Source organism: Pseudomonas sp. 2822-17 (genome assembly GCF_002742485.1).
Lineage (GTDB): Bacteria > Pseudomonadota > Gammaproteobacteria > Pseudomonadales > Pseudomonadaceae > Aquipseudomonas > Aquipseudomonas cyclaminis.
Map to the genome: position 1 here is coordinate 133,704 of NZ_LJRZ01000247.1, position 25,834 is coordinate 159,537.

At 59.5% G+C, this 25,834-nt stretch carries 18 protein-coding genes; 9 read left to right on the plus strand and 9 right to left on the minus strand.

Annotated elements, in window-relative coordinates; translation table 11 throughout:
• Positions 1 to 2: 2 nt before the first annotated feature.
• The 5 genes from AOA60_RS02345 to AOA60_RS02365 all read left to right on the plus strand — a co-directional run bounded on the left by AOA60_RS02345 (position 3) and on the right by AOA60_RS02365 (position 5,331).
• Complete coding sequence (locus tag AOA60_RS02345) at positions 3 to 1,625, plus strand: glycosyltransferase family 39 protein (RefSeq protein ID WP_099582984.1); 1,623 nt, start codon at positions 3 to 5, stop codon at positions 1,623 to 1,625.
• 191 nt (positions 1,626 to 1,816) lie between these two features.
• Positions 1,817 to 2,056, plus strand: a complete 240-nt coding sequence (locus AOA60_RS34210) for a type VI secretion system contractile sheath small subunit (protein WP_099582985.1) — start codon at positions 1,817 to 1,819, stop codon at positions 2,054 to 2,056.
• A 163-nt stretch (positions 2,057 to 2,219) separates the two neighbouring features.
• Entirely contained in the window at positions 2,220 to 2,930 is a 711-nt protein-coding gene (locus AOA60_RS02355; protein ID WP_099582987.1) for an HPP family protein, read from the plus strand.
• Between the two features lie 142 nt (positions 2,931 to 3,072).
• Positions 3,073 to 4,176, plus strand: a complete 1,104-nt coding sequence (locus tag AOA60_RS02360) for an enoyl-CoA hydratase/isomerase family protein (protein ID WP_099582989.1) — start codon at positions 3,073 to 3,075, stop codon at positions 4,174 to 4,176.
• Positions 4,177 to 4,179: 3 nt separating this feature from the next.
• On the plus strand, positions 4,180 to 5,331 hold the full coding sequence (locus tag AOA60_RS02365) for an acyl-CoA dehydrogenase family protein (protein WP_099582990.1): 1,152 nt from the start codon (positions 4,180 to 4,182) through the stop codon (positions 5,329 to 5,331).
• Positions 5,332 to 5,660: 329 nt separating this feature from the next.
• On the opposite strand, the gene AOA60_RS02375 is transcribed toward AOA60_RS02365, so the two are convergent.
• From AOA60_RS02375 to AOA60_RS02390, 4 genes are read right to left on the minus strand one after another with little or no spacing between them, the layout of a single operon-like run.
• On the minus strand, positions 5,661 to 6,434 hold the full coding sequence (locus tag AOA60_RS02375; RefSeq protein WP_099582992.1) for an enoyl-CoA hydratase: 774 nt from the start codon (positions 6,432 to 6,434) through the stop codon (positions 5,661 to 5,663).
• Between the two features lie 11 nt (positions 6,435 to 6,445).
• Positions 6,446 to 7,573, minus strand: coding sequence for an acyl-CoA dehydrogenase (locus AOA60_RS02380; protein WP_099582994.1), 1,128 nt, complete (start codon positions 7,571 to 7,573; stop codon positions 6,446 to 6,448).
• Between the two features lie 12 nt (positions 7,574 to 7,585).
• Positions 7,586 to 8,770 (minus strand): acetyl-CoA C-acyltransferase, encoded by a 1,185-nt coding sequence (locus tag AOA60_RS02385; protein ID WP_099582995.1) that lies wholly within the window; start codon positions 8,768 to 8,770, stop codon positions 7,586 to 7,588.
• Between the two features lie 10 nt (positions 8,771 to 8,780).
• Positions 8,781 to 9,548 carry an SDR family NAD(P)-dependent oxidoreductase gene (locus AOA60_RS02390; protein ID WP_099582997.1) on the minus strand — a complete coding sequence of 256 codons (768 nt, stop codon included), beginning with the start codon at positions 9,546 to 9,548 and terminating at the stop codon, positions 8,781 to 8,783.
• 296 nt (positions 9,549 to 9,844) lie between these two features.
• Between AOA60_RS02390 and AOA60_RS02395 the strand changes: the two genes are divergently transcribed.
• The 4 genes from AOA60_RS02395 (at position 9,845) to AOA60_RS02410 (ending at position 19,157) form a co-directional block, all read left to right on the plus strand.
• Positions 9,845 to 10,903, plus strand: coding sequence for a tetratricopeptide repeat protein (locus AOA60_RS02395; RefSeq protein ID WP_099582999.1), 1,059 nt, complete (start codon positions 9,845 to 9,847; stop codon positions 10,901 to 10,903).
• A gap of 121 nt (positions 10,904 to 11,024) precedes the next feature.
• A complete protein-coding gene (locus AOA60_RS02400; RefSeq protein WP_099583166.1) occupies positions 11,025 to 12,524 on the plus strand; it encodes an ATPase domain-containing protein in 1,500 nt (499 codons plus the stop codon).
• Positions 12,524 to 14,194, plus strand: a complete 1,671-nt coding sequence (locus tag AOA60_RS02405; RefSeq protein WP_099583000.1) for an ATP-binding protein — start codon at positions 12,524 to 12,526, stop codon at positions 14,192 to 14,194. Before AOA60_RS02400 ends, AOA60_RS02405 begins: the two co-directional genes overlap by 1 nt.
• A 175-nt stretch (positions 14,195 to 14,369) precedes the next feature.
• On the plus strand, positions 14,370 to 19,157 hold the full coding sequence (locus AOA60_RS02410; RefSeq protein ID WP_143522365.1) for a hypothetical protein: 4,788 nt from the start codon (positions 14,370 to 14,372) through the stop codon (positions 19,155 to 19,157).
• A 46-nt stretch (positions 19,158 to 19,203) separates the two neighbouring features.
• Here the strand turns inward: AOA60_RS02410 and AOA60_RS02415 are convergent, their stop codons facing one another.
• The 5 genes from AOA60_RS02415 to AOA60_RS02435 form a co-directional block, all read right to left on the minus strand.
• Positions 19,204 to 19,581 carry a response regulator gene (locus AOA60_RS02415; protein ID WP_099583004.1) on the minus strand — a complete coding sequence of 126 codons (378 nt, stop codon included), beginning with the start codon at positions 19,579 to 19,581 and terminating at the stop codon, positions 19,204 to 19,206.
• A 79-nt stretch (positions 19,582 to 19,660) separates the two neighbouring features.
• Complete coding sequence (locus tag AOA60_RS02420) at positions 19,661 to 20,854, minus strand: hybrid sensor histidine kinase/response regulator (RefSeq protein WP_099583006.1); 1,194 nt, start codon at positions 20,852 to 20,854, stop codon at positions 19,661 to 19,663.
• Positions 20,848 to 21,447: a chemotaxis protein CheB gene (locus AOA60_RS02425; protein ID WP_099583007.1), complete on the minus strand. Its 600-nt coding sequence runs from the start codon at positions 21,445 to 21,447 to the stop codon at positions 20,848 to 20,850. The genes AOA60_RS02420 and AOA60_RS02425 overlap by 7 nt, the downstream gene beginning before the upstream one ends.
• Positions 21,444 to 22,274, minus strand: a complete 831-nt coding sequence (locus AOA60_RS02430; protein ID WP_224793894.1) for a protein-glutamate O-methyltransferase CheR — start codon at positions 22,272 to 22,274, stop codon at positions 21,444 to 21,446. Before AOA60_RS02430 ends, AOA60_RS02425 begins: the two co-directional genes overlap by 4 nt.
• Entirely contained in the window at positions 22,275 to 25,772 is a 3,498-nt protein-coding gene (locus AOA60_RS02435; RefSeq protein ID WP_099583009.1) for a response regulator, read from the minus strand. It abuts the gene before it with no gap.
• Between the last annotated feature and the right edge of the window lie 62 nt (positions 25,773 to 25,834).

Sequence of the window (25,834 nt, forward strand, 5' to 3'; positions counted from 1 at the left end):
ACGTGAACACAGCCCAACTGCCGTTGCTGAGTACCACGATCCGCCGCCAATCCCTCGGTTTGGGATTGCTGGCGTTATTGCTGTTTATCGCCGGCAGTTGGCACCAGGCGATTATCGGGTTCGACTCACGCTTCGTGCTGTTCGCCCAGGAAATGCTGCGCCATGGGCCGGGCTTCTTTCCCACCACTTACGGCCAGCCGTATGCCGATTATCTGGCCACCTCGACGCTGATGACCTGGCTGTTGTCGCTGCCCTTGGGCCAGGTCACCAGCCTCACCGCCTGGCTGCCCACTTCGCTGGCCTCGGCAGTGATCGTCATTCTGGTGTATCGCCTGACGGCGCCCTACTCCCAGCGCTGGGGCCTGTTGAGCATTGCGGTGTTGCTGTTGAGCACCACGTTTATCAGCGAAACCCGCGCCGTTTCCCTGGACCAGATGCTCGCCGCCATCACCTTGACGGTGTTCTACCTCGGTTACGCCCACGACCACTTCGCTGCCGACAAGCGCCTGCACTGGCTGTTCCTGCTCTTGATCGTGGGGTTTGCGATACGCGGCCCAATTGGCCTGGTGGTGCCTACCGGTGTGCTGTGCAGCTATTACCTGATCAACCGGCAATGGCGCCAACTGGTGAGCTTCGGCCTGGTGGCACTGGCGCTGTTGGTGGCGTGTGTCGGCCTGCTGTTGCTGATGGCCAAGCTCAGTGGCGGTGAGGGCTTCATGCAGGACGTGATCCGCATGCAGTTCCTCGGGCGCATGGATGGCAGCGAAGGTTCCAGCGGCGTGCTGTATTACTTCACCAGCTCTTTGGGCAATTACGCGTTGGCCTACCCGTTGGCATTATTGGTACTGCTGGCTGTAGCAATCAGCGGGCGGCGCACACCTGACCCGGCCGTGCAGTTGGTGCTGTACTGCGCCGCAGCGGCCTTGCTGGTGTTGCTTGGCCTGTCGATTCCCCAGGCGAAGAAGGCGCGCTATGTACTGCCGATGCTGCCCATGGCGGCGATTATTGCGGCGTATCCCTTCTCTACCGCGCACGGGCGGCTGTTTGCCTGGTTGCGCGGGCTGATGCTGGTTATATGGACGCTATTGCCCGCGCTGTTGATCGCCGGCCTGCTGTTCGCCCGCCCACGCTACCCGGAACAGCTGAGCCAGCTGGGGCTGATGTTAGGTGTGCTGGGCGTCCTGCAGGCAGTGGCACTGTCGGCGTGGTGCGCGCCTCGCCTGCGGCCGGTGGGTCCGGCCATTGCGGCGGTGTTGGCAGTGTGGTCCACGTACATTCTGGTGGTCGAACCGCTGGAGCGCAGTGTCTATGACACTCGCACATTTACCTTGCGGGTTCACCAACAGGTGATGCAACAGCGCGCCCCCGTGGTCTTGCACGGCTTGGGCAAAGACGCCAAGGCCATTAAATACATGGTCAACCTTGACTGCGACCAGGTGCCGTTGTTCACCCAACAGGCGGCCGATCTGACGCCCCTGCAAGGCCCGGCCTGGCTGGTGATGAGTCAGGTGGACTTTGAAGGTCTCAAAGATCCGCGCTTTGCCACTCTCACGCCGACCTTGACCGGTGAGTTCGACCGCAATCCCTATGTGCTGCTGCACCTGGTCAAACCCACGCAGCCTTGAGTTGCCACGCGGAAACCTCCTACGCACCTATACGTAAAGGCTGGTGTCATATCACTTTCCTACGTCCGAACCCCAACGTTAAACTCGATCGCCAGGTGCGTTAAGTATCTACCGCCACTGGCCATGAATAACTACAAGGACGCTAGAAGGCGCAGCGCCTGCTGCGGCTCGCTTCGTGAGAGGACAATGCCGTGCCAAATCATCATTTACTGAATACCCCTGCCTCATTGGTCCGCGATGAAGTGCATATCGGCTACCTGCCGATTCCGCCGCTGGATCGACTGATGGCGCTGCGCAATGCCCTCGTCGCTCTAAAAGGCCCCCTGGCCGGTGAACCTGGCATGCAGGAAAACCTGCAGAAGCAGCTGTTCAATGAAGACACCGATAACCGCGTTCTGGGCAAGCCCAATACCCAGTGCATTCGCATCTAGTTCATTATTTTTGTATTAAAACCTCACTAATATGCATTGGCGCTGCGCTATAGGGCACGGCACACTGCGCAGGTTCCTCCCCCAAATGCAGGAACTTTCAGAGGGCTTTTCCGGGCAACCAGACAAGCCTTTTTTTTGCCCGCCGTTTATGGATTCCTGTTCAATGCTCGCTCGCTGGTTCCCCGCTGCAATCAATACCCGTCCCACCGAATGGAGCCGTGCTGCCATTGGCATGGCCCTGGGCACACTGTTCAGTGTCTGGCTCTGTGCCCAGGTGTTTGGCATGGAGGTCGCGTTGCACCTGCTTGGCCCGCTGGGGGCCTCGGCAGTCCTGTTGTTTGCCGTCTCGTCCGGTGCGCTGGCGCAGCCCTGGTCGATCATCGGCAGCTACCTGTGCGCCGCCGTTGTGGCATTGCTGGTTGCGCGCGTGCTCGGGCGCACATTGGGCGGCGCTTGCCTGGCGGCGGGCATGTCGGTGGTATTGATGTGCTGGCTGCGATGCCTGCCCCCACCCGCCGGTGGCCTGGCCATGACGCTGGTGCTGGCCGACCCGGCCTCTGCGGCGCTGGGCTGGCATGAGTTGGGCGCCGTGCTGCTCGGCGCCGGCGCGCTGTTGGCCTGTGCCCTGGCCTATAACAATGCCACGCGCACGCGCTATCCCAAGGGCGCTGTCGAGTCACCGTCAATCGTTTTGAATAACGCCAATGCGGCTCCGGACCCTGCCGTGACCGCCGTCGACTTGAAGCTGGCCCTCGCCGAAATGGAACAGTTCTACGATGTGGCACCTGCAGAGCTTGAGCAACTGATTCACGCGGCCGAAACCCACGCGCGCCGTCGCAGCATCGGCGAAGTGCTGGCCAATCGCACGCCCTGACCGAGGCCACAGCCACCCTGCATAAATGCAACAACCACCTGCATGATTCCGGGTTGTACTGCGCAAATTTGCGCTGGTAGGATCGCGAGAAGGTTCGTCCGCGAACATCTTGATAAAGAACAATAAAAGCAGGGAGTTAGAGATGACTGCTCAGGTTTCATCCGAAGCAAACCGTGCCGATACACCTCAGGAAGAGGTACTCGCCGACGTCCGCAACCATATCGGCCACCTCACCCTCAACCGCCCCGCCGGTTTAAACGCCATAACCCTGGACATGGTTCGCAGCCTGACCCGGCAACTGCAGGCCTGGTCAGACGACCCTTCGGTGTACGCCGTGGTCCTGCGCGGCGCTGGCGACAAGGCCTTCTGTGCGGGTGGCGATATTCGCTCGCTGTACGACAGCTTCAAGAACGGCCACACCCTGCACGAAGAGTTCTTCGTCGAGGAATACGCCCTCGACCTCGCGATCCACCATTACCGCAAGCCCGTACTCGCCCTGATGGACGGCTTTGTCCTGGGCGGCGGCATGGGCCTGGTGCAAGGTGCGGATTTGCGTGTGGTCACCGAGCGCAGCCGGCTGGGCATGCCGGAAGTGGCCATCGGTTATTTTCCCGACGTGGGCGGCAGCTATTTTCTGCCGCGCATTCCGGGCGAGTTGGGGATCTACCTCGGCGTTACCGGCGTGCAGATCCGTGCTGCCGATGCGCTGTATTGCGGGTTGGCCGACTGGTACCTCGACAGCGCGAAGCTGGACGAACTGGACCAGAAACTCGACCACCTGCGCTGGCACGACTCCCCCCTCAAAGACTTGCAAGGCCTGCTGGCAAAGCTTGCGGTGCAGCAACTGCCCGATGCGCCGCTGGCGGCCTTGCGCCCGGCGATAGACCATTTCTTCGGCTTGCCGGATGTACCCAGCATGGTCGAGCAATTACAAGCCGTCACTGTTGCCGACAGCCATGCGTGGGCGCTCAACACCGCCCACCTGATGCAGACCCGTTCCCCCCTGGCCATGGCCGTCACCTTGCAAATGCTGCGCAAGGGCCGCCGGCTGACGCTGGAACAATGTTTTGCCCTTGAGCTGCACCTGGACCGTCAATGGTTCGAGCGCGGAGACCTGATCGAAGGCGTGCGTGCCCTGATCATCGACAAGGACAAGACCCCACGCTGGAACCCGCCCACCCTGCATGGGTTGGCGGCGGCCCATGTCGAAAGCTTCTTCCAACAGTTCGAGCAGGTTGCGAGATAAATCATGCAAGACATTGAATACACGGAAGAACAAGTGATGATTCGCGACATGGCGCGCGACTTTGCGCGGGGTGAAATCGCGCCGTATGCCCAAGCCTGGGAAAAAGCCGGTTGGATCGACGACAACCTGGTCGCCAAGATGGGCGAACTGGGTCTGTTGGGCATGGTGGTCCCGGAAGAATGGGGCGGCACCTACGTCGACTACGTGGCCTATGCCTTGGCAGTCGAAGAGATTTCCGCCGGCGATGGCGCCACCGGCGCGCTGATGAGTATCCACAATTCAGTAGGTTGCGGGCCGATCCTCAACTACGGCACAACTGCGCAGAAGGAAACCTGGCTGGCCCAGCTTGCCAGTGGCCAGGCGATTGGTTGCTTCTGCCTGACCGAACCCCAGGCCGGTTCCGAAGCCCATAACCTGCGCACCCGCGCTGAGCTGCGTGACGGCCAGTGGGTGATCAACGGCGCCAAGCAATTCGTCAGCAACGGCAAACGCGCCAAGCTGGCCATCGTCTTTGCCGTGACCGACCCGAGCCTGGGCAAGAAAGGCATCTCCGCCTTCCTGGTGCCCACCGACACCCAGGGTTTTGTGGTGGACCGTACCGAACACAAGATGGGTATTCGTGCGTCTGACACCTGCGCGGTGACCCTCAACCAGTGCACGATCCCGGAAGCCAACCTGCTGGGCGAACGCGGTAAAGGCCTGGCGATAGCGCTGTCGAATCTGGAAGGTGGACGCATCGGCATCGCCGCCCAGGCCCTGGGTATCGCCCGCGCGGCGTTTGAAGCGGCGCTGGCCTACGCCCGTGACCGGGTGCAGTTCGACAAGCCGATCATTGAACATCAGAGCGTGGCCAACCTGCTGGCGGACATGCAAACCCGCCTCAACGCCGCCCGCCTGCTGATCCTGCACGCCGCCCGCCTGCGCAGTGCCGGCAAGCCGTGCCTGTCGGAAGCGTCACAAGCCAAGCTGTTTGCCTCGGAAATGGCGGAGAAGGTCTGCTCGTCAGCCATGCAGATACATGGCGGGTACGGTTACCTGGAGGATTACCCGGTGGAGCGTTACTACCGGGATGCGCGGATCACGCAGATTTACGAAGGGACCAGCGAGATTCAGCGGATGGTGATTGCCAGGGAGCTCAAGCACTACCAGCTCTGACCGACTCACGCACCCTCACCGGCATAGGTATCTACATAACTTCCCGTGGATGCTGAGCCTATGGCAACTGGGCTGTTGTGGTGAGCGGGCTTGTCCCGCGCTGGGCTGCGAAGCAGCCCCATCAAAGCCACCGCGTTTTTTCAGAAAAACCAAGTTGCCTGGTTTTGGGGCGGCTGCGCAGCCCAGCGCGGGACAAGCCCGCTCACCACAGAGTTATGTATAAGCCGATACCTCTGCTCTCACCGGGCAAGCCGTAGCTGTCGAGCGCAAGCGAGGCTGCGTTGGCGCCCCCGCAGATCGCAGGGTGTCAATACGTCCGCCCCCACACGCTATTTGTCTTTGAACTCCGGCGCACGCTTGGCCACAAACGCCGCCATGCCTTCCTTCTGATCCAGCGTCGCGAAGGCCGCATGGAACACCCGGCGCTCAAAGCGCACGCCTTCGGACAGGCTCACTTCAAACGCACGGTTGACGCTTTCCTTGACCATCATGCTGATCGGCACTGACTTGCCGGCGATCAGGGTGGCGACTTTCAGGGCTTCATCCAACAGCTCATCGGCCGGCACGATGCGTGCAACAATGCCGCAACGTTCTGCTTCCACCGCATCGATAAAGCGCCCGGTCAGGCACATCTCCATAGCCTTGGCCTTGCCCACGGCCCGGGTCAGGCGTTGGGTGCCGCCCATGCCCGGCAGGACGCCGAGGTTGATTTCCGGCTGACCGAACTTGGCGCCGTCGCCCGCCAGGATGAAGTCACACATCAGCGCCAGTTCGCAACCGCCGCCCAAGGCAAAGCCGTTCACGGCGGCAATGATCGGTTTGCGGCGGTTGGCCACGCGGTCGCTGTCGCTGAACAGGTCATCGAGGTAGATCTGCGGGTAGGTCAGCTCGGCCATTTCCTTGATGTCGGCGCCGGCCGCAAAGGCTTTCTTGGAACCGGTCAGCACGATGCAGCCGATTTGCGGATCGGCTTCCAGGCTGTCCAACGCCTGGTTCAACTCACTGACCAGTTGCGCATTCAGCGCGTTAAGGGCTTGCGGACGGTTCAAGGTAATCAGTCCGACGCGGCCCTGGACGTCGAGCAAAATGGTTTCGTAACTCATGTATCGGCTCCTTAGAGATTGCGTGAGATGACCATGCGTTGGATATCGCTGGTGCCTTCGTAAATCTGGCAGACCCGCACATCGCGGTAGATCCGCTCCAGGGGAAAGTCGCTCAGGTAACCGTAACCGCCCAGGGTTTGCAAGGCAGCCGAACAGACTTTCTCGGCCATTTCCGAGGCGAACAGCTTGGCCATGGACGCTTCCACCAGCGCTGGCTTGCCGCTGTCGCGCAGGGCAGCGGCGTAATGCACCATTTGCCGGGCCACGGCAATTTGCGTGGCCATGTCGGCCAGGCGGAAGGCAACGGCCTGGTGTTCGATCAGTGGTTTGCCGAAACTTTCGCGCTCGCGGGCGTAGTCCCGGGCCGCTTCAAATGCGGCGCGGGCCATGCCCACCGATTGCGAGGCGATGCCCACGCGGCCGCCTTCAAGGTTGGCCAGGGCGATCTTGTAGCCTTCGCCCTCCTCGCCCAAACGGTTGGCCACCGGAACCTTCAGGTCTTCAAACAGGATCTGGCAGGTGTCCGACGCATGCTGCCCCAGCTTGTCCTCGACCCGCGCCACGCTGTAGCCCGGCGAATCGGTGGGCACGATGAACGCGCTGATCCCGCGTTTGCCCGCTGCGGGGTCAGTGACGGCAAACACAATCACCACCCCGGCGTTTTGCCCGGAGGTGATGAACTGTTTACAGCCATTCAACACGTAGTGGTCGCCGTCCAGGCGGGCGCGGGTTTTCAGGCTGCTGGCATCAGAGCCGGCCTGGGGTTCGGTCAGGGCAAAGGCTCCCAGCATGGCGCCGCTGGCCAGGGGCGTGAGGAACTGGGCTTTTTGCTGGTCGTTGCCGAACTTGAGGATCGGCACGCAACCCACCGAGTTATGCACGCTCATGATGGTGGAACAGGCACCGTCACCGGCGGCGATTTCTTCCAGCGCCATGGCGTAGGCCAGGTAGCCAGTGTCGCAACCGCCCCACTGTTCCGGCACCAGCATGCCGAAAAAGCCCAGTTCGGCCATTTCGCCGATGGCCTCCTTGGGAAAACGGTGCTCGCGGTCCCACTCGGCGGCGAAGGGTTTGAGGCGTTCCTGGGCAAATTGCCGGGCCGCGTCGCTGATTTGCAGTTGTTCGTCATTGGGCAGCATGGGGGGCAGTCCTTAATACAGGCATTCAACGGCCATGGCCGTGGCTTCCCCACCGCCGATGCAGATTGCGGCAACGCCTCGCTTGAGGCCTTTTTGGCGCAGGGCCGAGAGCAAGGTCACCAGGATGCGCGCGCCGGAGGCGCCGATCGGATGGCCCAGCGCGCACGCGCCACCGTGGATATTGACCTTGGCGTGGGGGATTTGCAGCTTGCTCATGGTCACCAGGCTCACCACCGCGAAGGCTTCGTTGATCTCGAACAGATCCACCTCATCCAGGCTCCAGCCGGTCTTGCTCATCAGCTTGCGAATCGCGCCCACCGGCGCTACCGGAAACAGCCCCGGCTCGTCGGCAAAGGCGGCATGCCCGTGGATGATCGCCAACGGCTTGAGCCCACGCTGGTGCGCTTGGGACTTGCGCATCAGTAACAGCGCCGCGGCGCCGTCGGAAATCGAGCTGGAGTTCGCCGCTGTCACCGTGCCGCCTTCACGAAAGGCGGGTTTGAGGCTGGCGATCTTGTCCAGCCTGGCCTTGGGCGGTTGTTCGTCGTGCAGGATGGTTTTTTGTTCTTTGCCGACAGTGACCTGCACCGGCACGATCTCGGCCGCGAAGTTGCCGTGGGTGATCGCTTCCTGGGCGCGGGCCAGGGACGCAATGGCGAAAGCGTCCTGCGCTTCGCGGGTAAAGCCGTTATGCAGCGCGCAATCTTCGGCGAAGGTACCCATCAGGCGGCCCTTGTCGTAGGCGTCTTCCAGGCCATCGAGAAACATATGGTCCAGGACGCGGCCGTGGCCCATGCGGTAGCCGCTGCGGGCGCGGTCGAGCAGATACGGCGCGTTCGACATGCTCTCCATACCGCCGGCAATCACCACATCGACGCTGCCGGCCAGCAGTGAATCATGGGCCAGGATCGTCGCTTCCATGCCCGAGCCGCACATCTTGTTAAGGGTGGTGCAGCGGGTGGACTTATCCAACCCGGCGCCCAACGCCGCTTGCCGTGCCGGCGCCTGGCCCAGGCCAGCGGGGAGTACGCAGCCAAACAGCACTTCATCCACGGCGTCGGTGGCGATACCGGCACGCTCGACCGCCGCACGAATCGCGGCCGCGCCGAGCTGAGGTGCGGTCAAGCCCTTGAGGTCGCCCTGGAACCCGCCCATGGGCGTGCGTACGGCGCTGACAATCACGATGGGATCAGTCATGAAGCACTCCTTACTTGGCAGCCATGCGCAAGGCACCGTCGAGGCGGATCACCTCGCCATTGAGCATGCTGTTTTCAATGATGTGCCGCACCAGTGCGGCGTATTCGGCAGGCTTGCCCAGGCGTGGCGGGAATGGCACGCCGGCGGCGAGGGAGTCGCGTACTTCGGGGGTCATGCCGGCCATCATCGGGGTTTCGAAGATGCCGGGGGCGATGGTCATTACGCGAATGCCGAAACGCGCCAACTCACGTGCGGCGGGCAGTGTGAGGCTGGCGATTGCGCCCTTGGACGCCGCATACGCGGCTTGACCGATTTGCCCGTCAAACGCAGCGACGGAAGCGGTGTTGATGATGACGCCGCGTTCACCGTCGGCATTCGCTTCGGTCTCGGCAATGGCGGCGGCGGCCAGGCGCAACAGGTTGAAGCTGCCGATCAGGTTGACGTTGATCACCTGGGCGAAGCTCGCCAGACCGTGAGGGCCGTTCTTGCCGAGGATTTTTTCGCCGCGCACCACACCGGCGCAGTTAACCAGCCCGTGCAAACCGCCAAACGCCGCGACGGTGGCCTGCACGGCAGCTTCGGCAGCCGCTTCCTGGCTGATATCGGCCACGCTGCTGCGAGCGTTATCACCCAACTGCAGGGCCTTGGCCGCCACAGCCTCGGCGTTCAGGTCCACCAGCATCACCTTGGCGCCAGCGGCGACGAGCATCTCAGCGGTGGCCGCGCCAAGGCCTGAGGCGCCGCCGCTGACCAGAAAAACCTTGTTTTCAATCTGCATCATTGTTTCCTTGAACGATGGACCAAGTAACGAGCGTATTGACCAAATAGTCCCTTGCGCGCTGCACAGCGGCAATGGTCAAAGCCTTCAACATGGCTGACTGGTTTGGCCAAGAGTGCATTGATCATAGACCGCACCATTCAGCTCGTTGGCCCAGGCGATTGGACGCCCTCCCCGCCAGCTTCTAACTTGATGGCCTGCGCCACCCAACTGACCTGAAGCCGGTTTGACACCTGCCCTGGTCTGACCGAAGCTGACGGCCTTTGTAATAGCTGCTCAAGCTTTCGGACGCCTGCATGTCAAAGTCACGCCGTTACGCCATCGTCGGCCTGTGCGCCCTGTTGTTCATTGTGCTGATCACTTGGTATTTCTCGCGCTCCGCCCCAGTGGCGGTGGCGCCTGCCATTGCCCATGGTTATTCCAAGGCCCTGAAGCAGGCGCGTAACGGCGAACCGGGCGCCGCCCGCGTGCTGTATCAGCAATTGGGCCGCCCGGACCTGACTGATGAGCGCCGCGCTGCGCTGCATGCCGAACTGCACAACTACCCGAGCCCCCAGGCCCTGAAGCTGGCGGATAAGGACCTGGGCAATGACTCGCCCGTGGTCCGCGAAGCGGCGATCCACAGCATTGTCGGCCTGGTTCCCACAGGCCAGCGCACCCTGTTGCTCGGCCCGGCGCTGGATGACCCCGAACAGAGCGTGCGCTTTGCCGCCGCCAATGCCTTGCTCGGCCTGTCGCCGGACACCCTTGGCCTGTACTTCGGGCCGTTGCAACAGGTACTGGATGAATTCGTAAAGCACCTCAAGACCCAGCCCGAAACCGCCGAGGGCTGGATTCAGCTGGCACGCCTGTACATCCACAGCGCCCTGCTGCCTGAGGCGCAACATGCCCTGGAGCAGGCGATGCGTTTGCAGCCGGACAACCTTCAGGCAGTGGTTGCGCAGATCGAGCTGCTGGATAAACAAGGCAAGACTGACGAATCCCGCCAATTACTGGCCCGACAGTTGGCGGCGCACCCCGAATCCGCCTACCTGCAACACGCCCTCGGCATGTGGCTGCTGCACCACGGCGAGCGGCCTTATGCGCTGCTCGGCCTGTCCAAGGCAGTGGAACTGGAGCCGGACAATCAGGATTACCGCTACGATCTGGCCACCACCCTGCACGACCAGCAGGAACTGGAAGCTGCGCAACGCCAATTGGAGGAAATCGTCCAGCGTCACCCTTCCAATCGCAAGGCGCGAGTGTTGCTGGTCAACTACTGGAAAGAGAGCGGGCAGTTGCAGAATGTCCAGGTGCTGTTGGCTCAGCTTGAGCAACAAAACCCGGACGATCCAGCGTTGCAACAAGGTCTGTAGAGCCGTCCTGCGCTTACAAATTGAAGCAAATGTGGAACGGTTGCAAAGTGCCACGGTCAAGTAAACATGGCGTGTCGCAACGGACATGCCCTTCTACTTGTACGTGACCCGAGGGCACTTCTTGTCTACATCCAAAGAGCTGTTCAGTGAAAAGGCGGCCATCGGCATCGAAGGTCTTGATGACATTCTTTCCGGAGGTCTATCGCGCAGCCACTTGTTCCTGCTGGAAGGCGAACCCGGCACTGGTAAAACTACCGTGGCGCTGCATTTCCTCCAGGCCGGGGCGAAAAACGGCGAGCGATCCTTGTACATCACCTTGTCGGAGACGGAGCACGAACTGCGCCAGGGCGCCGAGTCCCACGGCTGGGACCTGGACGACAACATCCATATCTTCGAGCTGACCCCACCGGAAAGCCTGCTCAATGCAGAGCACCAGCAGAGCCTGCTGTATTCCTCTGACCTTGAACTGGGCGAAGCCACTCGGCAGATTTTCGAGGTGGTGGAGCGGGTCAAGCCCACCCGTGTGGTCGTCGACAGCCTCTCCGAGATCCGCCTGCTGGCGCAGAGCTCTTTGCGTTACCGCCGGCAGATCCTCGCGATCAAGCACTACTTCGTACGTTACGACGCCACCGTATTACTGCTGGACGACCTGACCACCGAATCCCTGGATAAAACCGTGCACAGCGTGGCCCACGGCGTGATCCGCCTGGAAGAATTGACGCCAAACTACGGCGCCGAACGCCGCCGAGTGCGGGTAGTGAAATACCGTGGTCAGAAGTATCGCGGCGGTTTCCACGACTTCACCATCATGCAGGACGGCGTGCACGTGTTCCCTCGCCTGGTGGCGGCCGAACACCGCGGTGGCTACAACCGCCAGACGCTCACCAGTGGCATCAGCGAGATGGACTCATTGTTGGGTGGTGGCATCGAAACCGGCTCCAGCAGCCTGATCCTCGGCCCAGCCGGTACCGGCAAATCGTTGATCTCGATGATCTTCGCCGCCGCCGCCGTGTCACGGGGTGAGAAGGCTGCGCTGTTTATATTCGACGAAGAGCTGGGGCTGCTGTTCGAGCGCATGAAAAACATGGGCATCGACCTCGAAGCGCTGCAGGCCACCGGCAACCTGATGATCGAACAAGTGGACGCTGCCGAGCTGTCCCCCGGCGAGTTCTCCCACCGGGTGCGCCGCGCCGTCGATGAAGCGGGCATCAAGACCGTGGTGATCGACAGCATCAACGGGTACCAGGCAGCAATGCCGGAGGAAAACGCGCTGATCCTGCACATGCACGAACTGCTGCTGTACCTCAACCGTAGAGGCGCGGCCACCTTCATGACCGTCGCCCAACACGGGCTGGTCGGCGATATGCAAGCGCCGGTCGACATCACCTACCTGGCCGACACGGTGATTCTGCTGCGTTACTTCGAAGCCCTGGGCAAAGTCCGCCGCGCAATTTCGATCATCAAGAAGCGTACCGGCGCCCACGAATCAACCATTCGTGAATACCGCATCGGCAGCCGTGGCCTTACCGTTGGCGAGCCTCTGGACAACTTCCAGGGCGTACTGCGCGGCATCCCGACCTACATGGGTGCCGGCTCCCCTCTGCTCAAGGATGAGGGATAGTGCCCACTCTACCTGGCGTCTCCGAGCGCGCGATTATCCTGGCGCCCGTAGGGCGCGATAGCTCGCTGGCGCTGATGATGCTCAACGAGGCCGGTTACACCGGCATCGTTGCGACCCACCTGCCAATGCTGTGCGACGCGCTGGAACAGGGTGCAGGCCTGCTGATCATCGCCGCTGAAGCATTGCGCGGTGTCGACCTTGAGCCCCTGCTGGAGTACTTGCACCAGCAGCCGGCCTGGTCGGACATGCCCATCGTGCTGATGACCCACCATGGCGGCAGCGAGCAGAATGGCTCCTCCCAGTTCAGCGGCTTGCTCGGCAACGTCACCTTCCTGGAGCGGCCCTTCCACCCCGTGACGCTGATCAGCCTGGTCAGCACCGCCCTGCGCGGCCGTCGCCGGCAGTATGAGGCGCGTGACCGCCTGATCGACTTGAGCAAAAGCGAGCTGCGCCTGCAACGCACCCTGGAAACCCTCGAACAGCAAGTCGAGGAGCGCACGGCCCAACTGCGTCACAACGAAGAGGCCCTGCGCCAATCACAGAAAATGGAAGCCGTCGGCCAATTGACCGGCGGTATCGCCCATGACTTCAACAATATGCTCACCGGGATCATCGGCAGCCTGGAGCTGCTGCGAAGGCGCGTGTCCCGTGGCAAATTGGACGACCTCGACAGCCTGATCGACCTGGGCGTCACCTCGGCCAACCGCGCAGCCGGGTTGACCCACCGGTTGCTGGCGTTTTCCCGCCGCCAGTCGCTGGATTCCAAGCCGGTCAATATCAACGAGCTGGTCAGCTCAATGGGCGAACTGCTGCAACGCAGCATCAATGAAAGCATCACCCTTGAGATGCACCTCACGGACCAGCTGTGGACGGCCGAAGCCGACCCCAATCAACTGGAAAGCGCCCTGCTCAACCTGGTACTCAACGCCCGCGATGCCATGCCCAACGGCGGCAAATTGGTGGTGGAAACCACCAACCGACACCTGGACAGCGTGTTTACCGCCGCCTTTGGCACCCTGCCCCCAGGCGACTACGTTGAGTTGAGCATCAGCGACAACGGCTGCGGCATTCCCGAAAGCGTGATTGGCCGTGTATTCGACCCGTTCTTTACCACCAAGCCGATCGGCCAGGGCACGGGCCTTGGTTTGTCGATGATCTACGGGTTCGCCCGTCAGTCCCGCGGCCACGTGACCCTGCACAGCGAAGTGGGCCTGGGGACGACCGTCAGCTTGTTCCTGCCGCGTTTTCTGGGTGAAACCGTGCTGGCGGCCCCGCTCAACCCTGCGCTGCTGCCATTGGCCAATTCGGGGGAGACCGTGCTGATCGTCGAAGACGACCCCGCCGTACGCGTGCTGGTCTGCGCAGTACTCAAGGAGTTGGGTTATGGCTTTGTTGAGGCCGGGGATGCCAATACGGCATTACCGATCATTGAGTCGGACCAACGCATCGATCTTCTGATCAGTGACGTCGGCCTGCCGGGTATGAATGGCCGGCAGATGGCCGAAATCGGCCGGCAGCTTCGACCGGATCTCAAGGTGTTGTTCATCACGGGGTATGCTGAACATGCGGCGGTACGCGGCGGGTTCCTGGACCCTGGCATGCAGTTGATCACCAAGCCGTTCACGTTCGATCTATTGACGGCGAAGGTCAGGGAGATGATTCGAGCATAACCCCTCCCAACATAATGGGGGGGGCGCAAGTTATGCAGGGTAACTTGTTAGTGGCTCTTCTAATGCTTTGTAATACTTCAAAAATACGCACAGGGACCTTAACTACATCTCTCGCCACAGAACAAGTTGCCGTCTATCTAATCAGACGACTCACTTACATTCGTCGAGAGTTTTCATGACAACCCTGCCGATTATTCAAAGCACGTCCTTGCCCACACAGCGCCCGAAACATACGGGTGAAACCATTTCCAGACGCAATGTAATGGCGAGCACGGACGGTGACGGCTCGACACATGTCTTAAATTGGGCGAGCACTAACAGCACTGAAGAGGCTGACAAACGGCTGGCCCAGCTTTATCGTACAGTTTTATTGCGCTACGCAAATAGTGAGTCCGGCATTGAACCCTTTAACGAGGTGATTCGCGATATCCCGGAACACTCAGCATTCGGCAAGTGGCGTTCTTTAATAGGAAAAATATTAAATACTCCTGATGTCATCCAGTGGGCCGCAAAAAACAAAGTCGACCTCTCGAACAAGATAACCATTTCTCCAGAAGATAAATGCATTATCGCCATGGTCTCAGGGAAGGCGGTTCACTTCCCTTTTGCCAACTTTCAAGCCTTCCCGCTTCTCCTGAAGGTCGCTGAAGCCTTAAGTCCCACGTCCGACACCACCTACAATCCAAAATCCGCGTCTTTGAGCGATATCGCGAAATTTTATGGCATCACGGTGCCTCAACAGGACGCGACCAACATCCTTAAAGACAGAGTTCGGACGCAGGCGGCCAACTTGGAGGACGGCACTGCCTTCAGCAGCTTCAGTCAAAGTGGCTCACGTTCTGACGCCGAACTTAAGTTAAACCTGAATCAACTCGCCGACCTGAATAATAAACAGGAAGTGACTCGGCTCTTGAACACATTCCCGAAAGACGGCTCGCAAGCAGTGGGCGACTTTCTGGAAACGACAACTTTCAGCAGACATTCAGCATCGGAGCATGGTCAGGTCGAATCAACGAGCTCAGCGAGGACTGTGAGCCTTAAACACTACATCAGCGATCAGAACTGGCAATTACCCAGCACTGCTGAAGAGCTGGAAGACCTGTTGATCGCGCTGTCGACTCCTAAGCCAAGCTCACCCTCGCACGGCGATTTTGGCGGTGCCTTGAGCTGGCCGACGCCTCTAGACAGTGATGCAGCGCGCAATCCCTACATCGTTGTGCTAGGCCGCGTAAAGCCAGGGCCCGGTGGGCTGTTGGGTTATTTGAGCGGCAATCAACGCTGGGAGCCCAGTCAATTGCGTAATCCACGATTCATCATTGGGCAGATACTCGGTTCCTCTAAAGCGAAAGAACTGGGCGAAGGGTTACAGATAACCTGTTGGGGAGCATCGACGCCTACCAGTGCCAACGATTACCTGTTGGCTGCTATCCATGCAGCCTTTGAAGTAAAACTTGTACCCTCAAGAACGTCAGTGTCGGGGTTTGAGCTAGCCCAACCAGGCAACTCGGGCCTTACGGCCTCCGCTATCGTTAAACGACTTGCGGACCATTTGCTTGGGGCAACCAGTGGCACCGGCCATTCGAGAGTCACGCGCGAAATGGCCCCGGTCGCTGCGTACCTGCTTCTGTCAAAGCGGGCGCCGGAGTTTTTGATCAAGGACATTCCCGATAGCGTAACGTACGGCTCACAGGCGTGGCTGACGTTAAGCACTGCCGTGGGGCGCATAGAGGCTGAAACGCCTGGCGCCACTTCTATGATGAGCTACGCGGATATCTTGCGTCGGGGCGATGTTGTCCCCCTTACCACTGAGCAACGACAGATAGAGCAGACGACTAAGTTTAAGGCACTCATGGACTGGGGGGTTGCCAATAGCCTCATCACGTTAAGCCCTTCAGATGATTACAGCGCGGCTCAAAGGACGTTGGTGCTGGAGGCGTTTCAGAAACAAATGAAGGAGCTCCTTCAGGCGCTGGAGGCAAAACAATCCCCCCTGCCTATGCGCAAGGACGTCGGAGCAGAGCAGCTCTTTGAGGCGCTTGGTTTTAGCGAGAATCGGCCCTACTTTGAGGCACTTATGGGCAAGCTTGGAATTCCCGGGGCAAGCACGGAGCAATATCGCAAGGAGCATGGAGATAAGGCTGATTTTTATGATTTCATCAATACCAAATTCATAGAGCTCGCCATCCCCCATAAAGATTTTCCGGGGCCGTACTCGCTATTGGATTTACATATTTCAAAGCGATTGTTCAACGCACCCTCTGTGAGGCGCGGGAGGGTGGTGCAACAGACCTATAAGAACGAATGGTTCTCAAGTGTGCGCGCCCTGAAGTTCACGGAAATTTTCTCCAAGTCTGCTGGTTTTGCTGACGTCTCGACAGAATATTCAAATAAAATAGAATCGCACATCGAGAACTTAAAGGCCGGCACTAGAACAACCGTAAAATACCTTGTTTCTCGCCTTCCAGCAGATGACTTAAAGTTTGTTGATCGAGGAGAAATTGACTTTTACCGTGAGGAACTCATCTACGACCCGAACCCGGGCGGTAGGTATTTGTCTCGACGCCAGCCAACCAACAACAAACCGTTGGTCGCACGCTGCAAAATCGGATCAGAGGTGAGGTTCTATGAAATAAATCCGCAGAAAGGCTATATAGAGAGGCGAAACGACCTGGAAAATAACTTTTTAGTGGGGCATTCCCAAAGAAAAGATGTTGTTTCAGGCGACGACGCAGACCCTATTGAGGTGGCCCACTATTGCAGGCTGTCAAGCAATCTTAGATATACGACAAAAGTAGCTAACTTCCCCCCTTCTCGCGGTCAAAATGCTCATGACACCTATAATTGCGCACGCACTCGCGCCATCGCCAACGTTGTAACGGACAACGTGTATTCCGGTGTTTCAGAGAAACTCAGGGCTTACTCAAAAGGTGCTACGACATTCGAGAGCGAAGTTCCAGAATATGTCCTATACCGCGAGTTCCTGCTGAATTTAATCCCTTTGCGCTCAGCAATTGTGAGTTTTTCAAAAGGCGACTTTGCATCCGGTATAGGTGACCTAACCCTGGATATTCTAGGGTTCGTAACCGCGGGCGCCTCCGTTGCAGCAAAAGTTGCAAAGAATGGAGCAATCGCTGCCAGGGCCCTGTCCCTGGTTAAAATTGTAGGGCGGGCAGCCGTGAGTATGCTCAACCCTTTGGATGGCATTGGCGACCTGGTCAAAGGCGGGGCGAAGCTGGCGGGTACAGGCATCAACAAAGTGACCAAAGGCGTAAGGCGGCTCAGGGGGGCCGCAGCCAGTTATGACCTTACATCAGCCAGCGCGCGTTTTGGTGAGGCCTCGTCAGGCACCTTCAAGTCAAATGGGAAAATCTTGGAATCGGCCGCCGTTACGCAAAACGGAAAATGGTATCGCTATGACTCCATTGCGCGGCAACCCTATGGAGCGCCTCTGAATGATTTTCTCCCTGCCGTCAGCGCCAATCCCCGTGGGTTGGAGAAATGGAAGACCCTGTCTGCTCCGCAGTCAGCGGAATCCATAGCCAACAAGAGAAAATGGCAGCAGTTGCTTGAGGATACAAAAAGTGGGCCGGACAAGGCGGCGTTTGAAAACGGGTACAACACCGGCAGCCCTTCCGATATTGCGGGCTATTCGTCGAAAATGATGTCCGATCAGGTCATATCGCTGGCTATCAACAAAACCACGCTGACGCCACAAGAGCTGGGCACACTTGCTCGACAGAGCGAACGGCTGGCTGTCCAACATGGCTTGAACAGCGCCAGCCGGTTTTCCGAAAACGTCAGTTCCGTCGGCGCGACGCTGATTCCCTGTCCGCAGGTGGTGTACCTCAGCCAGGTCAGTCCCCTTAGCCAAGGCCAGTGCGCAGCGCTTTCACATGCCATGGCTGAAGCCATCAAGGATGGCAAGGAAATGAAGCTGATCGGCAACCTGTTCGAGGCAGCTGCCAATCCGGCGACGCCGGCATCACGCAAATTTGTGGATGCATTGAACGATACCCAAAAGCAAGTCACGAGTCAGACCTTGTTTCACGGAACGGCAAATCCTCGAATAATCTCTTATTTGGATATTGTTCCAGAGTTGACCGACGCGACCAAAACCAAATTCCTGATGCTAAGCACACCCGATCACGCAATTACGGCCGGCGTACGGGTCACTGGCGCCAAGAAAGAATTTTTTCTGTTTGATGCCAACTACGGTCTGGTGCCCTTCCCAGATGCCGATACGATGAAGCGTGGTTTGACCAAAATATTCACCGATAAAAAACTGCCGGTTCAATACGCCACCCATAGCACCAACCCGAACAAACTCGAATTCAAGGTGTCGGTGCAAGACCCTTCATGGGCTACCAAAGCAAGCGTCAACAAGCAGTCGGTGACCGACTTGTACGCAGACTCTCTATTTCCCACACCCAAGCCGCGCCCTAACGTTCAGCCTGCGGCCCCCGTCGCGGCACCGACAGCCAGCAAACCCGAATCCATGTTCGTCCCCGAGTTCGATTCGGCAACGGTTCGAGACACCACCACGCTGCTCAACACCCGCGGTATCAGTGACTGTTCGGCGATCGTGATCCTTTCGGATCTCAAGGAAGGCATCTACCAGAAACGGACCCTGATGCACCTGCGCGGCAGCGCGCTGAACGATCTGCAAGCCAACGCATTGAAAGACGCACAAACTGCGTTTGGGGACGGCGGCGCCAAACTCATCCTCGTTGGCGGCGACAACACCAGAAGCGCCTATGGGCTCTCATCGGTACTCAGTCAGGAGCACAAGGGCCAAACGTTGCTGCGGGACCTTGCGACCCGGCATCCGGACTCGATCTCCATCACTACTGCCAGTGGCATTGATGTGCACCCTGACGGGACATTCAAGCTGATTGAGGGCAACCATCCGGTGAAGCAATTTACTGCAGGCGAGAAGCGTGAGGTATTTGATTTGATCGACTGAAGGTGGTCTTGCCGGCCAGAGATATCTCTGCGCCGGCCCTTTCGTTTCAGGCCAGCAGGCGTTGGATATGTTCCTGCAGCGTATCCAGATCAAACGGCTTGGCCAGGATCGGTGCATTGCGCGTGATCGGGCTGTTGCAATCGAGGATTTCCTGAGGGTAACCGCTGATAAAGATGACCTTCAGCTCCGGCCGCAGCTTGATCGCAGGTTCAGCGATCTGCACCCCGGAAATCCCGCCCGGCAGGCGGTAGTCAGTCACCATGAGGTCCAGGTGCGGCTTGGAGGCCAGGATTTCGAATGCCTGCTCCCCATTGATCGCCTTCAACACCCGATAGCCGAGGCCTGCCAGGTATTCGCCCAGCACAAACATAATGGATTCGTCGTCTTCGACAATCAGTACGACATCTTGTGCATCTTCACTCATGGGAAGCCTTTGTCCGGTCAGTTGCTGCATGTACGACCATAGGGTCACGCAGAAGGTTGCGTCGAAGTGACGATTGATTTCACGCCGACGTATCGAGGGGCAGGCACACCCGAAACAGCGCGCCCTCGCCTATCTGGCTTTCGACCTCGATGGTGCCACCATGGGCCGCAACGATCTGCTCGGAAATAAACAGTCCCAGGCCAAGACCCGCTGCTACCTGGCTGGCGGACACGCGCTCGAACTGCTGGAAGATACGCTTCTGGTTCTCTTCGCTGATGCCGATACCGTGATCACGCACCTCTACCCGTGCTTCGCCGTGCTCACTGTAGACCCGCACTTCAACCGGGCTCTTGGCCCCGTAGCGCAGGGCGTTGGTCAGCAGGTTGGTGACCACCTGTTCAATGCGGAACTCGTCCCAGCTGCCTTCGACGGGCTCGTCTGCAACCAGTTGCATCGACGAATCGGCGGCCGCCACTTGCGGCGCAAAGTTTTCCACCAGGTTGCTGACCAGTTGTGCGAGGTCAAACCGCGCCGGGCGTATCGATAACTTGCCGGTACGGATACGCGACACGTCGAGCATGTCTTCGATCAAGCGAATCAGGCTTTTGATCTGTCGCTCATCGCGGTCGACCATCGCGTGCATCTTGTCCAGGGTGAAGGCGGCGGCGTTGTCCCGGGCCAGGTGCATCTTGCGCAGTTGGGTTTCCAGGATCAGCCCGTTGAGGGGCGTACGCACTTCGTGAGCGACGATTGACATGAAGTCGTCACGCATGCGCACGGCCTGCTCCAGCTCGGCTTGGGTGGCCTGCAGGCGGTTCAGCAGCAACTCCTGCTCGCGGCGGCTGCGCTCCAGGGCTTCGACCTGTTGCTTCATGGCCTTGCTCTGGCGATAGAGGTCGACAAACACATTGACCTTGCTCTTCACCGCGTGGATATCCAACGGTTTGTGCAGGAAATCCACGGCGCCGCTTTCGTAGCCCTTGAAGGCGTAGTTGAGTTCGCGGCCAGCAGCGCTGACGAACACAATCGGGATGTTCTTGGTTTTTTCGGTGCCGCGCATAAGCTCGGCCAGTTCGAAACCGTTCATGCCGGGCATCTGCACGTCGAGAATCGCCATGGCGAATTCGTGCTCCAGCAACAGGGACAAGGCTTCATCGGCGCTCAATGCCTTGAAGACCTGGCGATCCTCACGCTTGATCAGCGCTTCGAGGGCCAGCAGGTTCTCCGGCAGATCGTCAACGATCAGCAGTTTGGCCTGGACAGTACTTAACATGGGGAAGATTCCAGCGAAGCCAGTAACGAGCCGATTTGGCTCAGCGTAAGAATATGGTCGGGGGTATGCAGGGCCAGGGCCGCCCGGGGCATTACGGAGATGCGCGCCTCGGCCGGGTCTTGCACGACGGTGATGCCACCGGAGCGCTTGACGTGGGCCAGACCACGCGCGCCGTCCTGGTTGGCGCCGGTCAGCAGAATCGCCAGCAGATTTTTGCCGTAGGCATCGGCGGCCGACGCGAACAGGTAATCGATGGCGGGTCGGGAATGATGCACGCGGTCCTCCTGGCTCAGGGACAGGCTGTAATCAAGCTCCACCGAGAGGTGATAACCAGGGCCAGCGAAATAGAGAGCGCCTGCCTTGATCTGCTCTTTGTCACGCGCCTCATGCACCGGGATACGCAGGCGACGGGCAAACACTTCGGCCAACTGGCTGCGACGCTCATCCGGCAGGTGCAGCACCGCAATGATGGGCAAGCCAAAGCCCTCAGGCAGCTCGCCAAAAATACTCAGCAATGCCTCCACACCGCCGGCAGACGCGCCGACGACAATGGCTTCAATCCCGCGAATCGGGCTGGCTGGCGCTTCGTTCATGATTTGCGGTAGATCCGTTCCTGCTTGACCAAGGGTTCGAATTGCTTGCTGTAGGCCGAAAAATCCAGGGTTTCCTTGCTGCCCAGCACCAGAAAGCCGCGATGGCACAGCGACTCGTGAAACAATCCAAACGCCCTGTCTTGCAACTTTTTATTGAAATAAATCAGTACGTTACGGCACGAAATTAATTGAGTTTCTGAGAATACACTATCGGTCGCCAAGCTGTGATCGGCAAAGGTCACGTTCTCGCGTAGCGTCTTGTCGAAGATGGCGTAATCGTAAGCCGCCGTGTAGTAGTCGGCAAATGAACGTTGCCCACCGGCCTGCTGATAATTGGCGGTGTAGGCGCGCACGTTCTCCAGGGAGAAGATGCCTTGCTTGGCTTTATCGAGCGAGGCCGGGTTGATGTCCGTGGCGTAGATGATCGTGCGTTCCAGCAGGCCCTCTTCGCGCAGCAGGATCGCCATGGAGTAGACCTCCTCCCCCGTGCTGCAACCGGCGATCCAGATCTTGATCGACGGATACGTCTTCAGCAGCGGCACCACTTCCTGGCGGATGGCCAGAAAGTGCGACGGGTCGCGAAACATCTCGCTCACCGGAATCGTCAGAAACTGCAGCAGTTGCATGAACGCCGCCGGATCGTGCAGCACACGCTCCTGCAAGGCCGAGATGGTTGCGCAGTCGAACTGGCGCAGCGCGTGCGCCACGCGGCGTTTGACCGACGCACCGGAGTAGTCGCGAAAGTCATAGCTGTACTTGAGGTAGATCGCCTCAATCAGCAGGCGCAGCTCGATGTCGCTGCTCTTGTCCAAAAAAACGTGCTCCACTTAAATGCGTTCCATCTTCGGTAGCCATACGCGAATCAGTGAGAACAGACGGTCCAGATCGATCGGCTTGGCCAGGTAATCGTTGGAGCCCGCCGCGAGGCAACGCTCCTGATCGTCCTTCATGGCCTTGGCCGTCACCGCGATGATCGGCAGCTTCTTCCAGCGCGGGTCCTGGCGGATCAAGGCGGTGGCCTCGTATCCGTCCATCTCCGGCATCATCACGTCCATCAGCACCAGGTCGATATCGTCGACTTCATTGAGTTTGTCGATGGCTTCGCGGCCGTTACGCCCGATCACCACCACAGCGCCTTTGTGCTCAAGCGCACTGGTGAGGGCGAAAATGTTGCGCACATCGTCGTCCACCAACAGGATTTTGCGCCCCTCGAACACTTTGTCGCGGCTGCGGGCGGTCTTGAGCATCTTCTGACGGTCATGGGACAGCTGGGATTCGACTTTGTGCAGAAAGAGTGTGACTTCGTCCAGCAGGCGCTCCGGCGAGCGTGCGCCCTTGATGATGATCGAGCGCGAGTACTTGCGCAGCTCGGCCTCTTCATCGCGGGTGAGGTTACGCCCGGTGTAGACGATTACCGGCGGGAACGAGCAGATGTCCTCGGTGGCCATGCGCTTGAGCAGCTCATTGCCGAGCATGTCCGGCAGCTTGAGGTCGATGATCATGCAGTCGTAGACGTTGGTGCGCAGCAGGTCCAACGCGGCCTGGGCAAAGCCGACATCGGTGATCTCGATGTCATCGTCGCCGATCAGGCGGGCAATGCTGTCGCGTTGCAGGTCGTCGTCCTCTACCAGGAGGACGCGCTTGACCTTCTGGGTCAGCTTGGCTTCCAGACGTGCAAACACGTCCTTGAGCTCTTCGCGGGTGGTGGGTTTTACCGCATAGCCGATGGCGCCCATGTGCATGGCGGCTTCGACGCGGTCTTCCACGGAGATCACATGCACCGGGATATGACGGGTACTGGCGTGCTCCTTGAGGCGTTGCAGCACGGTCAGCCCGGAATGGTCCGGCAGGCGCATGTCCAGCAGGATCGCGTCCGGGATGTACTCCTCGGCCAGGCTGTAGCCTTCATCTGCCCCGTGGGCAACCAGGCAGTGGTAGCCCAGTTCGTGGGCCAGATCGAACAGGATCCGGGCGAAGTTGGGCTCGTCTTCCACCACCAGGATGCAGCGGGTGGTGAACGGTGCCTTGTCGCGGTCATCGGCAAAGCGCGGGATCAAGTCAGCCTCGGCGACCGGTAGCGGCGACACCTTGATCGGTGTCGGGGCAGGCACTACCACGGCGTGGCGCGGTTGCTCGATCGGCGGCGCGTCGTCGGCACGCTCCAGGTACTGCTCGGGCAATATCAGGGTGAACACGCTGCCCTTGCCCGGTTCGCTGGTCACGCTGATGTAGCCACCGAGCAAGGTTGCCAGGTCGCGGGAAATCGACAGGCCCAGGCCGGTGCCGCCGTAACGGCGGTTGGTGGTGCCGTCGGCCTGGCGGAAGGCTTCGAAGATGCTTTCCTGCTGGTCCGGCGCAATACCGATCCCGGAATCGCGCACGGTAAAGGCAATGCCCTCCTCCGATGCGCGGGACACCGACAGGCTGACCTGACCCTGTTCGGTGAACTTGATCGCGTTGGACAGCAGGTTCTTGAGGATCTGCTCCAGACGCTGGCGGTCGGTAAACAGCATCGCCGGCGCGTCGGCCTGGACCTCCACCTGGAAGCCCAGTTTGCGGTCCGCAGCCAGGGGTTCGAACATCCCGCGCAGACCGTCGACCAGACGCGCCACGCTGGAGTTTTCCGGGCGCACTTCCAGCTTGCCGGCTTCGACCTTGGAAATATCCAGGATGTCGTTGATCAGGTTGAGCAGGTCATTGCCGGCCGAATAGATCGACTCGGCAAACTTGACCTGTTCGGCACTGAGGTTGTCCTGGGGGTTTTCCGCCAGCAACTTGGCCAGGATCAACGAGCTGTTGAGCGGCGTGCGCAGTTCGTGGGACATGTTGGCGAGGAATTCGGACTTGTACTTGCTGGAACGCTGCAACTCTTCGGCGCGATCTTCCAGTTCCACCTGGGCCTGATTGAGTTCGATGTTCTTGCGGTCCATCGCGTCGCGCTGGTCGGCCAGGGTCTGGGTCTGCTCGGCCAATTGTTCGTTGGTCTGTTCCAGCTCTGCCTGTTGGGTCTCCAGGTGGGCCTGGGATTCCTTGAGGATGCGTGACTGCTCCTCCAGCTCTTCGTTGGCGGTCTTGAGTTCTTCCTGCTGCACTTGCAGCTCTTCGTTGAGCTGCTGGGTCTCGGCCAGCACTTCTTGCAGGCGCTGGCGATAACGCGCGGCCTCGATGGAGGTGCCGATGTTGCCGGCGATCAGCTCCAGCAATTCAATGTCGCGGTCATCCAGCGGGCGCAGGAAGCCGAGTTCGATCACGCCGTTGACGCGGTCGTCATCGCTGGTCGGCATCACCAGCACGCTGCGTGTAGGGCCTTCGCCGAGGCCGGAGCTGACTTTGAAGTAATCCACCGGCACATCATCCAGGCGGATCAGACGCTCCAGTTGCGCGGCCTGCCCAACGATACCTTCGTCGCTGTAGATTGATTGCTCCAGTTGCTCCTGCTCGCGGGAGAAGCCATAAGTGGCCACCCGTTTCAGGCCGCCGTGTTCCTCGCGCACATACAGCGCCGCAACGGCCGAGCCCATGTATTGGGCAAAAAACTGCAGGATATTGCGCCCGAGCATGTTCAGGGTCAGTTGGCCCAGCACTTGTTCGGCCAGTTCAGTCTGCCCGTTGCGCAGCCAGGCCTGCTGTTCGAGGCGGCGTGCAATCTTCTGTTGTGACGCGAGGGTTGTGGCGTAGCTCTCTGACAGAGAAAGCAGATTTTTCCTGCCGATATACGCCAGAAAACCACTCAAGCCGAGTACGAACGCCAGGTACAGGGTGACACTGATTATCGTGGTACGTGTGACATCCTCATTGCGGGAAAGACGGAACTGTTGCTCCATCGCCACCGCGTCTTCGTATTCCTTGCGGATCTCATCGGTCAGGCGCTTGCCTCGGCCAGCCTTCACAGCGCTGCGGTAATCGCCGCTCTGGCGCTGCATATCAATCATCGACTGGGCGTACTTGTTCCACTCACCCTGCATGGCCTCCAAGCGCTTGAGGCGGTCGACCTGCTGCGGGTTATCCGCCACCAACTCCTGCAAGTTACGCAGGTCGGCAATGATGCGCGGCTTGGCCACTTCGTACGGGTCGAGGAAATGCTCGTCACCGGTGATCAGGAACCCGCGCATGCCGGTTTCCAGGTCAACGGTGAGCTTGGAAGACTCGTTAAGGTTATTGATCACCCGATCGGTGTGCTCCACCCACTTGATCACCGTCAGCAAATAAGTGATCAGGCACACAAAAAACACGGCGCTGAGCACACCCACACCCAGCGGTAATGCCACGTTTCGGCTCAGGAGGGTACGAAAGCTCTTTTCATCGACTGACGACGCGGGAGTCATGGGCATGCCTTGGCCAAGTACGGAAAAACCGGGAGTTTGCCCCAAAGTTGCGGTTGAACGCT